The organism is Microbacterium sp. P26, assembly GCF_023712585.1.
Taxonomy (GTDB): Bacteria; Actinomycetota; Actinomycetes; order Actinomycetales; family Microbacteriaceae; genus Microbacterium; species Microbacterium algihabitans_A.
This window is the reverse complement of record NZ_JAMAXZ010000002.1, coordinates 417,508-432,119: the sequence shown is the minus strand read 5'-3', so window position 1 is coordinate 432,119 and position 14,612 is coordinate 417,508. Positions and strand designations below refer to the sequence as shown.

At 71.5% G+C, this 14,612-nt stretch carries 12 protein-coding genes; 11 read left to right on the top strand and 1 reads right to left on the bottom strand.

The window, feature by feature from the left end; translation table 11 throughout:
- Nucleotides 1-7: 7 nt before the first annotated feature.
- From M3667_RS05660 to M3667_RS05650, 3 genes are all read left to right on the top strand, one after another.
- Nucleotides 8-4,699, top strand: a complete 4,692-nt coding sequence (locus M3667_RS05660) for an ATP-dependent helicase (protein WP_251506115.1) — start codon at nt 8-10, stop codon at nt 4,697-4,699.
- 44 nt (nt 4,700-4,743) lie between these two features.
- Complete coding sequence (locus tag M3667_RS05655) at nt 4,744-5,520, top strand: DNA-formamidopyrimidine glycosylase family protein (RefSeq protein WP_251506113.1); 777 nt, start codon at nt 4,744-4,746, stop codon at nt 5,518-5,520.
- Between the two features lie 280 nt (nt 5,521-5,800).
- A complete protein-coding gene (locus tag M3667_RS05650; RefSeq protein WP_144829878.1) occupies nt 5,801-6,208 on the top strand; it encodes a transferase in 408 nt (135 codons plus the stop codon).
- Nucleotides 6,209-6,357: 149 nt separating this feature from the next.
- Here M3667_RS05650 and M3667_RS05645 read toward each other — a convergent pair whose 3' ends face one another.
- Nucleotides 6,358-6,747, bottom strand: coding sequence for a DUF1304 domain-containing protein (locus M3667_RS05645; RefSeq protein WP_251506111.1), 390 nt, complete (start codon nt 6,745-6,747; stop codon nt 6,358-6,360).
- A 181-nt stretch (nt 6,748-6,928) separates the two neighbouring features.
- Here M3667_RS05645 and M3667_RS05640 point away from each other — a divergent pair, with 181 nt between their 5' ends.
- The 8 genes from M3667_RS05640 (at nt 6,929) to M3667_RS05605 (ending at nt 14,612) form a co-directional block, all read left to right on the top strand.
- Nucleotides 6,929-7,504 (top strand): LysR substrate-binding domain-containing protein, encoded by a 576-nt coding sequence (locus M3667_RS05640; protein WP_251506108.1) that lies wholly within the window; start codon nt 6,929-6,931, stop codon nt 7,502-7,504.
- Between the two features lie 165 nt (nt 7,505-7,669).
- On the top strand, nt 7,670-8,809 hold the full coding sequence (locus tag M3667_RS05635) for an ABC transporter substrate-binding protein (RefSeq protein ID WP_251506105.1): 1,140 nt from the start codon (nt 7,670-7,672) through the stop codon (nt 8,807-8,809).
- The gene (locus M3667_RS05630; RefSeq protein ID WP_251506102.1) at nt 8,806-9,723 is read left to right on the top strand and encodes an ABC transporter permease subunit; all 918 of its coding nucleotides are present in this window, start codon (nt 8,806-8,808) and stop codon (nt 9,721-9,723) included. The genes M3667_RS05635 and M3667_RS05630 overlap by 4 nt, the downstream gene beginning before the upstream one ends.
- Nucleotides 9,720-10,529, top strand: a complete 810-nt coding sequence (locus tag M3667_RS05625; protein ID WP_251506099.1) for an ABC transporter permease — start codon at nt 9,720-9,722, stop codon at nt 10,527-10,529. The genes M3667_RS05630 and M3667_RS05625 overlap by 4 nt, the downstream gene beginning before the upstream one ends.
- Nucleotides 10,526-11,629 carry an ABC transporter ATP-binding protein gene (locus M3667_RS05620; RefSeq protein ID WP_251506096.1) on the top strand — a complete coding sequence of 368 codons (1,104 nt, stop codon included), beginning with the start codon at nt 10,526-10,528 and terminating at the stop codon, nt 11,627-11,629. Before M3667_RS05625 ends, M3667_RS05620 begins: the two co-directional genes overlap by 4 nt.
- 132 nt (nt 11,630-11,761) lie before the next feature.
- Nucleotides 11,762-12,493 carry a GMP synthase gene (locus M3667_RS05615; protein ID WP_251506093.1) on the top strand — a complete coding sequence of 244 codons (732 nt, stop codon included), beginning with the start codon at nt 11,762-11,764 and terminating at the stop codon, nt 12,491-12,493.
- Nucleotides 12,494-12,680: 187 nt separating this feature from the next.
- Complete coding sequence (locus tag M3667_RS05610) at nt 12,681-13,496, top strand: tryptophan-rich sensory protein (protein ID WP_251506089.1); 816 nt, start codon at nt 12,681-12,683, stop codon at nt 13,494-13,496.
- Nucleotides 13,497-13,565: 69 nt separating this feature from the next.
- Nucleotides 13,566-14,612: a sodium:calcium antiporter gene (locus M3667_RS05605; protein WP_251506087.1), complete on the top strand. Its 1,047-nt coding sequence runs from the start codon at nt 13,566-13,568 to the stop codon at nt 14,610-14,612.

Here is a 14,612-nt window from a genome sequence, read left to right as displayed (position 1 = left end):
TGTCGGCATGGCCGACGTGTTGGAGAGATTCGGTCCTGCGACGCAGGACTGGTTCCGTGGCGCCTTCTCAGCGCCGACCAATGCGCAGAAGGGCGCGTGGGAATCCGTGTCGTCGGGCCGCAACGCGCTCGTGGTCGCGCCCACCGGTTCGGGCAAGACGCTGTCGGCCTTCCTCTTCGCGATCGACCGGGTGTTCCGTGAGAAGGGGCCCGAGGTTCCGGATGCCGCTCCCGCACGCCGCGGCAAGAGCGCTGCCCCGAAAGCGCCTCCGACCACTACCCGCATCCTCTACATCTCACCGCTGAAGGCCCTCGGCGTCGACGTCGAGCGCAACCTCCGCTCGCCGCTCGTCGGGATCGGGCAGTCCGCGCGCCGTCTCGGGATCGACGTGCCCGCGGTGACGGTGGGCGTGCGCTCGGGCGACACGAGTTCGAGCGACCGACGCAAGCTCGTGACCGCGCCTCCCGACATCCTCATCACCACGCCCGAGTCGCTCTACCTGATGCTCACGAGCCAGGCGGCCGAGACGCTGCGCGGCGTGCACACGGTGATCATCGACGAGGTGCACGCGGTCGCGGCCACCAAGCGGGGCGCGCACCTGGCGGTGAGCCTCGAGCGGCTCGACGCCCTGCTCGACAAGCCGGCCCAGCGCATCGGCCTCTCGGCCACCGTGCGTCCCATCGATGAGGTGGCGCGTTTCCTCGGCGGGGCTCAGCCGGTCGACATCGTCGCCCCGCGGGCGACCAAGGCCTACGACCTCTCGGTCGTGGTGCCGATCGACGACATGCTCAACCCGCCGCCGCCCCCGGGCTCGCCGGCCCCCGACGAGGCCGTCGACGGCGAATGGTTCTCCGAACGCCCCGAGAGCACCGAGATGGCCGGGTCGGTCTGGCCGCACGTCGAAGAGGCGATCGTCGACCGCATCCTCCAACGGCGCTCGACGATCGTGTTCGCGAATTCGCGTCGCCTGGCCGAGCGTCTGACGGGCCGGCTGAACGAGATCTACGCCGAGCGGCAGGGCATCGACGTGCCCGAGCCGACTGTTCCCGCGGCGACCATGGCCCAGGCGGGCTCTTCGGCGGGCGTCGCGGCGATCCTCGCCAAGGCCCACCACGGCTCGGTGTCGAAAGAACAGCGCGCCCAGGTCGAAGACGAACTGAAGTCGGGCGTGCTGCGGTGCGTCGTCGCGACCAGCAGCCTCGAGCTCGGCATCGACATGGGCTCGGTCGACCTCGTCATCCAGGTCGAGTCGCCGCCGAGCGCGGCCTCCGGCCTGCAGCGCATCGGGCGCGCCGGCCACCAGGTCGGAGAGGTCAGCCGGGCGGCGCTCTTCCCCAAGCACCGCAGCGACGTGCTGCACACCGCCGTGGTCACCGAGCGCATGCTCGCCGGGCAGATCGAGGCGATCTCGGTGCCCCAGAACCCGCTCGACATCCTCGCCCAGCAGACCGTCGCCGCCTCGGCCCTCGGCGCGATCGACGTCGAGGAGTGGTTCGACACGGTCAAGCGCAGCGCGCCGTTCCGCTCGCTCCCCCGCTCGGCGTACGAGGCCACGCTCGATCTCCTGGCCGGCCGCTATCCCTCCGACGAGTTCGCCGAGCTGCGCCCCCGCCTGGTCTGGGACCGCGACGCCGGCACGCTCACGGGCCGACCCGGAGCGCAGCGCGTCGCTGTCACCAGCGGCGGCACCATTCCCGACCGCGGTTTGTTCGGCGTCTTCGTCGCGGGCGAGTCGCAGAACGCCCGCGTCGGCGAGCTCGACGAAGAGATGGTCTACGAATCGCGCGTCAACGACGTCTTCACCCTCGGCACCACGAGCTGGCGCATCGTCGAGATCACCCACGACCGCGTCAACGTGCTGCCCGCCTTCGGCCAGCCCGGCAAGCTCCCGTTCTGGCACGGTGACGGCATCGGCCGACCGGCCGAACTCGGCGAGGCTCTCGGAAAGTTCTCGCGCGACATCGCGGGCATCGACCGAGGCAAGGCCGAGGAGCGCCTGCGAGAGTCGGGGCTCGACGACAACGCCATCACCAACCTGCTGGCGTATCTGGCCGAGCAACGCGAGGCCACAGGGAGCCTTCCCACTGACAAGACGCTGACCGTCGAGCGCAGCCGCGACGAGGTCGGCGACTGGCGCATCATCCTGCATTCCCCGTACGGCATGCAGGTGCACGCTCCGTGGGCTCTCGCCGTCAACGCCCGCATCCGCGAGCGACTCGGCGTCGAGGGGGCGGCGGTCGCGAGCGACGACGGCATCATCGCCCGGGTGCCCGATGCCGCGGCCGAGCCGCCCGGCGCCGACCTGTTCGTCTTCGAGGCCGACGAGCTCGAGCAGATCGTCACCGACGAGGTGGGCGGTTCCGCGCTGTTCGCCTCGCGCTTCCGCGAGTGCGCCGCGCGCGCCCTTCTGCTGCCCCGGCTGAACCCCAACCGGCGGTCTCCGCTCTGGCAGCAGCGGCAGCGCTCCGCCCAGCTGCTCGAGGTGGCCAAGCGACACCCCGCGTTCCCGATCATCCTCGAGACGCTGCGCGAGGTCCTGCAAGACGTCTACGACCTGCCCGCCCTGCTGCGGCTGACCCGGCAGATCGGCGAGCGCCGCATCCGCCTCGTCGAGATCACCACGTCGCAGCCCTCGCCCTACGCCCGCGATCTGCTCTTCGGCTACGTCGGGGCGTTCATGTACGAGGGCGACTCTCCGCTCGCCGAGCGTCGCGCGGCGGCGCTGTCGGTCGACCCGGCCCTGTTGAGCGAGCTGCTCGGCAAGGTCGAGATGCGCGAGCTGCTCGACCCCGACGTCATCGCGCAGTTCGAGCGCGAGGCCCAGCGCCTCGATCCCGACCGCAAGGCCCGGGGCGTCGAGGGCGTCGCCGACCTGCTCCGCATCCTCGGACCCCTCGATGCGGGCGAGGTCGCACAACGCCTCGACACCGAGGGCGACGCCCTCGCCGAGGCGGAGTGCCATCTCGCGGCCCTGGTCGACGACCGCCGCGCGATCCGCGTGACCATCGCGGGCATCCCGCGAGTCGCGGGGATCGAAGACGCCGGCCGACTGCGTGATGCCCTCGGCGCGGCCCTTCCCGTCGGCATTCCGAACGCCTTCCTCGAGCCGCTCGCCGATCCACTCGGCGACCTGGTCGCCCGCTTCGCGCGCACGCACGCCCCCTTCACGACGGATGCCGTTGCGCAGCGCCTGGGTGTCGGCATCGCGGTCGCGCGACTCACTCTGCAGCGCCTCGAGTCGCAGGGGCGCCTCTCGAGCGGGTTCTTCCTTCCCGCCTCTTCGGCGGGCCCAGGGGCCGGTGATTCCGGACGCGGCGACGAGATGGAGTGGTGCGACGCCGAGGTGCTGCGTCGGTTGCGCATGCGCTCCCTCGCGGCGATCCGCGGCAGCGTCGAGCCCGTCTCACCGGCGGCGTACGCCCGCTTCCTCCCGGTGTGGCAGCACCTCGGCCGCCCCCTCGAAGGGGTGGATGGGGTGCTCGCCGTGGTCGAGCAACTGGCTGGAGTGCCCATTCCCGCCAGTGCGTGGGAGTCGCTCGTGCTGCCGTCGCGCGTCGCCGACTACACGCCCGCGATGCTCGACGAACTGACCGCGACGGGTGAGGTCGTGTGGTCGGGGCACGGCACCCTCCCCGGCCGCGACGGGTGGATCGCGCTGCATCCCGCCGAGGCGGCGCCCTTCACCCTGCAAGACCCCGAAGACGCCGACGACCCGGCGCCCGACTCGCTCGAGGCGCGCGTGCTCGCGGCGCTCGCGGGTGGGGGCGCGTACTTCTCGGCGCAGTTGCGGCAGTTGGCGGGGGCCGAGAACGAGCAGTCGGTCAACGACGCGCTGTGGGCCCTCACGTGGGCCGGACGCGTCACCAACGACACCTTCGCCCCTGTACGCACCCTGCTCAGCGGTGGAGGGCAGTCGCACCGGGTGGCCCGCCGCGCCCCGCGCGCCCGCATGTACCGCGGCGCGTCCATTCCGCGCGCGACCTCCGCTCCCCGCCCTCCCTCGCTCGGCGGGCGCTGGTCGCTCCTGCCCGAGCGGGAGGAGGATGCCGCGGCCCGCGCGACGGCGACCGCGAGCCTGCTGCTCGACCGCTACGGCGTCGTCACGCGCGGGGCCGTGCAGTCCGAGGGCGTGCCGGGCGGGTTCGCGCAGGTGTACCGCATCCTCGCCGGCTTCGAAGAGGCCGGTCACTGCCGCCGCGGCTACGTCATCGAGAAGCTCGGCGCCGCGCAGTTCGCCGCGTCGGCGACCGTCGATCGTCTGCGCGAGTTCGCCGCCGTCGCCGATCCGCCCCCGCTCCGGGCGGTCACACTCGCCGCCACCGATCCGGCCAACCCTTACGGCGCCGCCCTCGGATGGCCAGCCATCGAGGGTGTCACGCATCGACCCGGCCGCAAGGCCGGCGGACTCGTGGTGCTCGTCGACGGCGAATTGACGCTGTACCTCGAACGCGGAGGCCGCAGCGCCCTCGCCTTCAGCGACGACGAGGCGCGACTCCAGGCGGCCGGGCGCCACCTCGCCGAGACGGCGAAGAAGCGGCGCCTCGACACCCTGACCGTCGAGCAGGTCAACGGCGAGTTCGTCTACGGCACCGCCGTCGGCCGATCCCTGCGCGAGGCGGGCTTCGTCGAGTCGCCCAAGGGCCTGACGCTGCGCAAGGTCACCGCGGGAGACACCCTGCGAGAGGCCGCCCGTGCCTGAGCAATCGCCCGCGACCCCCACCCACCGAACCGACGGAGTCACCTGTGCCCGAGGGTGACACCGTCTACCGCGCCGCAGCGAAGCTGTCGGCCGCGCTCACCGGCAAGGTGGTGACCCGTTTCGACATCCGCGTTCCCGGAAGCGCCACCGCCGATCTCCGCGGCGAGACGGTGCACGAGGTCGCCGCGCGCGGCAAGCATCTGCTGCACCGCATCGGCGGCTACACCCTCCACTCGCACCTGAAGATGGAGGGCCGGTGGGACGTCTATCGCCCGGGCGAGCGCTGGCGTCGCCCGGCGTTCAAGGCCCGTGCGATCGTCGGCGTCGCGGGAGCCGACGCCGTCGGGTTCGACCTCGCCATGGTCGAGGTGCTGCGCACGAGCGACGAGCACACCGTCATCGGTCACCTGGGCCCCGACCTGCTCGCCGACGACTGGGACGAGGCCGAGGCGGTGCGTCGAGTGGCCGCCGACACCCGCCCCGCGCACGTCGCCCTGCTCGACCAGCGCAACGTCGCCGGATTCGGCAACGTCTACGCGAACGAGCTGCTGTTCGTCCGAGGGATCGCACCGACGACCCCCGCGACCGAGATCGATGCTCAGGCCACGATCGCCCTCGGCGAGCGCATGATCCGCGCGAACCTCCCGCGCCCCGAGCGCACCTTCACCGGCGACAGCCGGCCGGGCCGCCGGTTCTGGGTCTACGGGCGCGAGGGGGCGCCGTGCCGCCGGTGCGGCACGCCCATCCGCGCCACGACGCTCGGAGCCTCGGCCACCAGCGAACGCAACGTCTTCTGGTGTCCCACCTGCCAGCCCGGTTGAGCCCTGCCCCGCTCCCCCGCGCCGACGAGCCGCGCCGACGAGCCGCGCCGACGAGCCGCGCCGACGAGTCTTTCGCCTCCCCGTGTCAACCCGTCCATCACGCTCGGCGCGACGTGCGAGAACGTAGGGACAACTTGAACCACGGGCCACGCCGACGTTCTCTCGACATCGAGGAAACCGATCGGCTAGGGGGCGACGAACAACTGCCAGAGGGAATGAAGGGCATTCCCGACCCGTTGTCATACATGTCGGCGGACCCGAGAGCCGACCGGAGGGGATCGTGGGAAAGAACTACATCGACATCGAAAACGACCACGGCGAGATGCTGCGTTACCGCAAGCACGTCAATGGTCGCGGACTCGTCGCGCACGGCGCGAAGGTCCACCCGTCGGCGCTGGTCGAGAACGGCGCCTACGTCGAACCCGGCGTGCAGATCGCCGCGGGTGTTCGTGTCGGTCGCGGCGCGTGGATCGAATCCGACGCCGTCATCGGCCCGGAAGCGCGCATCGAGCCTCACGCCCACATCTGCGCGGGTGCCGTGATCGGCGCAGGCGCGCACATCGGCGTCCGCACCCAGGTGGGTCACAACGCTCGCATCGCGGTGGGTTCGCTCATCGGCGACGACGAGATCATCAACGACGGTGAAGCCGTCGCCACCGATCGGCGGGGCCTGCGCCTGGCGGCGTGAGCACTGCCCGTCGGGCACAAACGACCCGCACGACTCTTCGGAGCGTGCGGGTTTTCGTTTGTCCGGGGTCGCCGCCTGCCCGGATCCCGCGGTAGGCGATCCCGCCGTGCCCGCGCGATTCTGCGAGGACAGGCGGAGACCGCGCAGCGTCAGGCGAAGATCGCCAGCACGAGTCCGATCAGCGGCAGGGTGCCCTGGATCGATGCGGGGCGCAGGTATTTGCGGCCCGAGGTCACGAGCACGAGTGCGGCGGCCACCATCGACCCCAGCGAGAAAATGAGCAGCGTGCGTCCGGCTACGTCGCCGATGCCGTTCACGAGCCAGAACACGATTCCGACGAACGCGCCGATGGCGAGGAACAGGTTGTAGAAGCCCTGGTTGTACGCCATCGGCTTGGTGACGTCGGCCGCCTGCTGGTCGGCGATCCCGAAGGTGCGCCACGTCTTCGGCTGGGTCCACCGGACGCTCTCGAGCACGAAGATGTACACGTGGAGCAGGGCCGCGAGGCCGGCGAAGGCGAGCGCCAGGATGCCGATCATGCCCCCACGTTAGCGTCGCGGATAGCCTGGGGACATGGCGAACGGCAGCGGGGCACGAGGTCGCGGCGGAGCCCCCCGTCGCGCACAGGGTTCGAAAGCCGCGCCCGCGAAGCGGGGTTCCGCTCCGAAAGCGAAGCCGAAGCCCGCCCCGAGGCCCCCTCGCGAAGCGCCGCGCACCTTCGTGCTCGGCGCGATTCCGGGCGCCACCCCCGGCAAATGGATCGGCCTGTGGCGCGATCGGATGCCGCGGGTCGCCCTCGAACTGCGCGAGATCGCGGTCGAGACGCAGGTGGCCGCCCTCGACGAGGTCGACGCCGCTCTGGTGCGCCTGCCGCTGGCGGCATCCGACGACCTTCACGTCATCGCGCTGTACGAGGAGCGGCCGGTGGTCGTGATGTCGACGGAATCGCATCTGACCGCGGCCGACGAGGTGGATCTCGCCGACCTGGCCGGTGAGATCCAGATCACTCCGGCCGACGACGTGCTGCATCTCGAGATTCCGGATGCCGTGGCCCCGAGCTTCGCGCCACCTTCCGACACCGCCGAGGCGATCGCGACCGTCGCCGCGGGTGTCGGGATCGTCGTGGTGCCGATGTCGCTCGCCCGGGCTCACCAGCGGCGCGATGTGGAGTACCGCGTGCTCCGCGACGGACCGGTCTCGACCGTCGCCCTCGCCTGGCTGCGCGAGCGGACGACGCCCGACGTCGAGGAGTTCGTGGGCATCGTGCGCGGACGCACCGCGCGCTCGTCGCGCTGACGATCGACCCCCGCGCCGGGAAAACGCCCGGGAGGGGATTCGTTCGCCCGCAGGACGAATCGAATTCACCCGTCGCGTCCCCGCCGGCCACGCCGCGCTCGTAGCGTTCCTCCGTCTCACGTCGGCCGTTCCGGTCGCCCCTCCCGAGAGACCCGAGAGGAAACCATGTCATTCCCGAGCCTTTCCGCCGGCCGCACCGTCGCCGGACTCGCCCTCGCCACGGCCGCGGCCCTCACGCTCGCCGGCTGCGCGGGCGGCAGCGCCGACTCCTCCGCCGACGGCGGCGTCGACGCGAAGACCGCGACGAGCGTCGCCGCCTTCGGCACCCTCGCCGACCTCGAGACCGCGGCCAAGGCCGAGGGCCAGCTCAACGTGATCGCGCTGCCGCGCACGTGGGCCAACTACGGCGAGATCCTCGACCTGTTCGCCCAGCGCTACCCCGAGATCACGATCAACGAGCAGTCGCCCGACGTCTCGAGCGCCGAGGAGATCCAGGCCGCGACCGCCAACGAGGGTCTCGACACCGCGCCCGACGTGTTCGACCTCGGCCTCGCCGTGGCCCTGCAGAACACCGACAAATTCGCCGCGTACAAGGTGCAGACCTTCGACGAGATCCCCGATGCGCTGAAGGAGTCGTCGGGTCTGTTCGTCGGCGACTACGGCGGATACATGTCGATCGGCTACGACTCCGCGCGCTTCCCCGCGCCCACCCAGCTCAGCGACCTGCTGAAGCCGGCCTACAAGGGTGCCGTGGCGATCAACGGCGACCCGACGCAGGCGGGTTCGGCCTTCGCCGCGGTGGGCCTCGCGACCGTGCAGAACGACGGCAGGCTCGACGACTTCACCCCCGGGATCGAGTTCTTCGGCGAGCTCAACAAGGCCGGCAATTTCCTCAAGGTCGACCCCACCGACGCCACGATCGCCAGCGGCGAGACCCCCGTGGTCTTCGACTGGGACTACCTCAACGCCGCGCAGGCGTCGGCCGTGCCGACGTGGAAGACCGTGGTGCTGCCGGGCACCGGATACGCCGGCTACTACAACCAGGCGATCAACAAGGACGCCCCGCACCCGGCCGCCGCGCGCCTGTGGCAGGAATTCCTCTACAGCGACGAGGTGCAGAACCTCTGGCTCAAGGGCGGCGCCCGCCCCGCGCGCATGGAGGCCATGACTGCGGCCGGCACGATCGACGCGACGCTCGCCGCGGCGCTGCCGACGGCGCCGAGCGACACCGTCGTGCCGACCGAGGCCCAGTCGACCACGGCCGGCGAGACCCTCGGACAGAAGTGGGCGACGGCGGTCCAGTGACCGTTCTCGACCAGGTCGTCGTCCCCGCGGCGTCGGAGCAGCCCGCTCCGTCGCCGCGGGGCGCGGCGCGTCGAAGCTGGGCGTGGCTCGGACTCGTCCCCTTCGCCGCGTACGTGGTGCTCTTCCTCGCCCTGCCCACCGTGCTCGCGGTGGGCTCGGGCTTCGTCGGTCGCGGCGGTGCCCTCACCCTCGACAACGTCGCCGCGCTCGGTGATCCGCTCGTGCTGGCGACGTTCGCCAACTCCGCGTGGGTGTCGCTCGTGACCGCGGTGATCGGCTCCGTCGTGGGCGCCCTGGTGTGCTGGGCCCTGCTCGGGCTCGCCGAGACCGGAGCCGTGCGGACCGCCGTCGACGCGGCATCCGGGGTCCTCGCCCAATTCGGCGGCGTGATGCTCGCTTTCGTGCTCATCGCCGCGATCGGTGCGCAGGGAGTGGTGACGGTGATGCTGCGCCAGCTCACCGGCATCTCGCTGTACGAGAACGGCGTGTGGCTCTACGACCTGCCCGGGGTCGTCGTGGCCTACCTCGTGTTCCAGATCCCGCTCATGGTGCTGACGTTCATGCCCGCCCTCGCCGCGCTCAAGCCGCAGTGGGTCGAGGCGCACCTGACGCTGGGCGGCACGCGCGGCGGCTTCTGGCGCCACGTCGGCATCCCCGTGCTCGCCCCGTCGTTCCTCGCGAGCCTGCTGCTGTTGTTCGCGAACGCGTTCTCGTCGTATGCGACCGCCGCGGCCCTCGCGAGCCAGGGGTCGCAGATCGTGCCCCTGCAGATCCGCACCGCCCTGACCAGCGAGACCGTACTCGGGCGCGAGAACCTCGCGGGGGCGCTCGCCCTCGGCATGATCGTCGTAGTGGCCGGGGTCATGGTGGTCTACGCGCTCATCCAGCGCCGTGCGGCGAGGTGGCAGGCATGAACCCGCTCGCTCCCCCGCGCACCGCGCGCTGGATCATCGCGGTCGTCGTCGGCCTCGCCTTCGCCGTGCCCTTCGCCGCGACCGCACTCTTCACGCTCACGCCGCTGCCCGGCGGTTCGGGACTGTCGTTCGATCGCTGGGCGGGCATCTTCGACCCGGCCAACGCCGCGAAGTACCGCCCGATCTGGACGGGTCTCGGCAACTCCCTGATCCTGGCCGCCGTCACGGTCGCCCTCGTCCTCGGGCTCTTCACCCCGACCCTCGTGCTCGTCGCGCTGGCCTTCCCGCGGCTCCGGCGGGTGTTCGAGTTCGTCGCCCTCCTGCCGATCTCGATCCCTGCCATCGTGCTGGTGGTGGGGCTCACGCCGATCTATCTGCAGATCGGACGCACGCTCGGCACCGGAGCGTGGACGCTCGCCTTCGCCTACGGCATCCTGGTGCTGCCCTTCGCCTACCGCTCGATCCAGGCGTCGATCGACGCGATCGACATCACGACCCTGTCCGAAGCCGCCCGCACGCTGGGCGCCGGCTGGGGCTCGGTGCTGCTGCGGGTCATCGTGCCCAACCTCCGACAGGGTCTGCTGGCGGCGGCTCTCATCTCGGTCGCGGTCGTGCTGGGCGAGTTCACGATCGCCTCGCTGCTGAACCGCCAGACGCTGCAGACCGCGCTCGTCGTGGTCAACAAGCAGGACGGCTACGTCGCGGCGATCTTCACCCTGCTCGCACTGGCGTTCGCGTTCGTGCTGCTGCTCATCATCGGCCGTGTCGGACGCATCGGCGCCGGCGCCGGAAGGAAGACCTCATGACCACCGCCGACACCCCCGCTCGCGCCCTTCCCGACACCGCAGCGACCGCCCTGGCGCCGAGCGCGAGCTCGGGAGTCGAGCTGCGCGGGGTCGTGAAGGACTACGGCTCCGCGCGCGTGCTGCACGGCGTCGACCTCGACGTCGCGCCCGGCGAGTTCGTGTCGCTGCTCGGGCCCTCGGGCTGCGGCAAGACGACGGCCCTGCGCGTGCTCGCGGGACTCGAGCAGGCCAGTGCGGGCGAGGTGCGCATCGGCGGGCGCGATGTCTCGGGCGTGCCGACGAACAAGCGCGACATCGGCATGGTGTTCCAGTCGTACTCGCTGTTCCCCCACCTGCGCGCGCTCGAGAACACCGCGTTCGGCCTGCGTCGCCGCGGCGTGGGCACGGCCGAAGCTCGCCGCCGAGCGGGCGACGCGCTCGACCTCGTGGGCCTCGGCCACCTCGCCGATCGGTACGCGCATCAGATGTCGGGCGGCCAGCAGCAGCGCGTGGCGCTGGCGCGGGCCCTGGTGACAGAGCCGCGCGTGCTGCTGCTCGACGAGCCGCTGTCGGCTCTCGACGCCAAGGTGCGCGTGCAGTTGCGCGACGAGATCCGCCGCATCCAGCAGCGCCTGGGCACCACGACCGTCTTCGTCACGCACGACCAGGAGGAGGCGCTGGCCGTGTCCGACCGTGTCGCCGTGATGGGCGCCGGCCGCATCCTGCAGGTCGGCAGCCCCGAAGAGCTCTACACGCGCCCCGCGAACGCCGAGGTGGCCGCCTTCGTCGGGTCGTCGAGCCTCGTGCCCGGCGTCGTCACGGGCGACACGGTCGAGGTGTGGGGCCGACGCCTCCCGCTGCTCGCCGCGGCCGACGACGGACCCTGCGAGGTGTTCGTGCGTCCCGAGAACGTGCGGCTCGTCGGCGCGGGAGATGAGGGGACGGATGCCGTGGTGGAGCAGACCACGTTCCTCGGCAGCATCCGCCGCTCGCTGGTGGCCACCGCCGAGGGCTCCCATGTGCACGTGCAGCATGGCGCCGACCTCGGGCTGGCGGTCGGTGACCGCGTGCGCGTGCGCCTCGACGACATCGCCGTGCTCACGCGTCCTGTCGCCGGCTGACGCTCCGGGCGATCGGCATCCGCCCCCCCCGGACGATCCGACGCCCCGCGGGCTCGAGCACCCCGCGACCCGCAGGTTTCCCCGCGTTTCCACCCCTGCTCGGCGTCGGCGCGAGCCGAATAGAATCCCTGGGTGACTCCGCTGCCCCTGCTCTACGTCTGCGCCCGCCCGCAGCGCGATGCGGCCGTGGCGGAGTGGGCCTCGTTCCGCGACGGACTGGGGGTGCGAGACGACGACCTCGTGCACCACGACCTCGTCCGCGAGCCCCTCCCGGCCGACCTCGAGAGCTACGCCGCGGTGGTCGTGGGCGGCAGCCCGTTCAACGTCACCGCGACCGACAAGACCGATGAGCAGCTGCGCCTCGAGCGCGACCTCGAGCGTCTGGCGGCGGCCGGCATCGAGGGCCGCACGAACGTCATGTTCACCTGCTTCGGCATCGGCGTGGTCACGCGCCTACTGGGCGGAGTCGTGACTCTGGAGCACCCCGAAGACACCGGACCCGCCGAGATCGCGCTGACCGCGGCCGGGCGGGCCGACGAGCTCTTCGGCATCCTGGACGCCCGCTTCCAGGCGTACACCGCGCACAAGGAGGGCACCGCGGCCGTGCCGCCCGGCGCCACGCTGCTGGCGTCGAACGACGCGTGCCCCGTGCAGGCCTACCGGGCCGGGACGGGTCTGTGGGCGACGCAGTTCCACCCCGAGCCGACCGCCGACGCCTTCGTCGCCCGCATGCGCGTGTACCGCGAGGCCGGCTATTTCGACGCCGACGCCTTCGACGAGGTGTCGGCGCAGGTGCGTACGGCCACGGTCGAGCAGCCGACCCTTCTGCTGCGGTCGTTCGCCGCCCGCGCCGTCGCCGCCTGAGCCTGCCGTCGCACGAAGGCCGAGCGCGGCGCCGCCCGCAGCCGCCGTCCCGCGGATCCCGACCACGACACTCCGTCCCGACGAGCGTCCACACGGCGCGTCCCTCCCCCCGTCCGCACGACGGCATCCGACCGGGCGATGTCAACCCCGGCCACTCCATTTACCTAGCTTTTCTAGTGTTCTAGACATGAACGCAACAGCTCAGTGGCGGGGCTCGGACCTCGCGCGCCAGATCGTCGTCCTCTCCGCCGTGTCGTTCATGCTGATCGCGGCCGTCATCGGCGCGGGCGCCTTCGGAAACTCCGCCGTGCAGGACCAACAAGGGGGCGCGCTCAACACCGACGGCTCGTACCTCGCGCCCGCCGGCCCCGCGTTCTCGATCTGGTCGGTCATCTACCTCGGCCTGATCGTCTACTCGATCTGGCAGGCGCTCCCCCGACAGCGCACGAACCCGCGCCAGCGCGCCCTCGGCTGGCTGATCGCGCTGACGATGATCCTGAACGGGCTGTGGCTGGTGGCCGCACGCTTCGGGACGCTCTTTCTCACCGTCGTCGTAATCGTCCTGCTTCTCGCGGCTCTCGGCTGGACGTTCCGCGTCGCGGTCGCCACCCGCGAACCGCGCGGCGGCGTCCTGGACTCGGTGCTCATCGACGGCGTCACCGGCCTCCACCTCGGTTGGGTCACCCTGGCGACCGTCGCGAACACCGCGGCATGGCTGACGACCATCGTTCCGCCGAGCTGGGAGCAGGGGGCGGATGCCATCGGCGTCGCTGTCCTGATCGTGGTGGCCCTCATCGGACTCGCGATCGCCTGGCGCAGCTCGTGGCGCGTGACTCCCGCGATCGCCCTCGCCTGGGGCCTCAGCTGGCTCGCCGTGGAGCGCTTCTCCGGCGAGCCGCAGAGCGGCCCGATCGGGGTGACGGCGATCATCGTGGCCGTGGTCGTGCTGCTTCCGCCGGTGGTCGTCCGTGTGCTGCGTCTGATCCGCCCGAGCGTCGACTGACGGCTAGACCCGTTGCATCCGCCCCGCAAGAGGGGCGGATGCCATGGGCGTGGGGAGTGTAATCGGGCGGTGGACTCGCTACCGTTCTTCCTGCTCGTCGTGATCTTCGTCGCCGCGGCCGCGGTGGTGTGGGTCGCCGGGATCCAGCTGTCGAAAGCGACCGACGTCCTCGACGCCCGGCTGCACCTGGGCAGCGCGCTCGGCGGCCTCATCGTGCTCGCCGTCGCGACCAACCTGCCCGAGATCGCGATCACGGTGTCGGCGGCCGTCTCGGGCAACCTCGAGGTCGCGGTGGGCAACATCCTGGGTGGGATCGCCCTGCAGACGGTCGTGCTCGTCATCCTCGACGCCTTCGGCAAGCGGGGCCGCGGTGTGAAGCCGCTGACCTACCGCGCGGCATCCCTCACCCTCGTCCTGGAGGGCCTCGTCGTCGTCGCCGTCCTCGCCGTCGTCATCGCGGGAAGCCAGCTCCCGAGCGGACTCGAGGTGCTGCGACTCACCCCCGACGTCGTGCTGATCGCGGCCCTGTGGATCGTGGGATTGATCCTCGTGCAGCGCGCCGGAAAGCACCTGCCCTGGCACGAGGACGGTCGAGCCCCGGATGCCACGCCGAAGCCCCAGAAGAAGAACTCCGCCAAGGCGATGAGCACGAAGAAGGCCGCCCTCGTCTTCTCGGTCTCGGCCCTCGCCACCCTCGTCGCGGGCGTGGTGCTCGAGCGCGCGGGAGATGCCGCGTCGTCGCAGATCGGGCTGTCGGGGGTGCTCTTCGGCGCGACCGTGCTCGCCCTCGCGACCTCTCTGCCCGAGATCTCGACCGGGCTGCAGGCCATCCGCCAGGGCGACGACAACCTCGCGATCAGCGACATCTTCGGCGGCAACGCCTTCCTGCCGGTGCTCTTCCTGCTCGCGACCGTCATCTCGGGCGCGGCCGTGCTCCCGCAGGCCAACGGAGCCGACATCTACCTGACGGCACTCGCGGCCCTGCTCACGCTCGTGTACGTGGTCGGGCTCATCTTCCGCCCGCAGCGGCGGATCATCGGGATGGGCGTCGACTCGTTCGTCGTCCTCGTGCTCTACGCCGTGGGCATCGCCGGCCTGTTCGCCATCTCGGCCTGA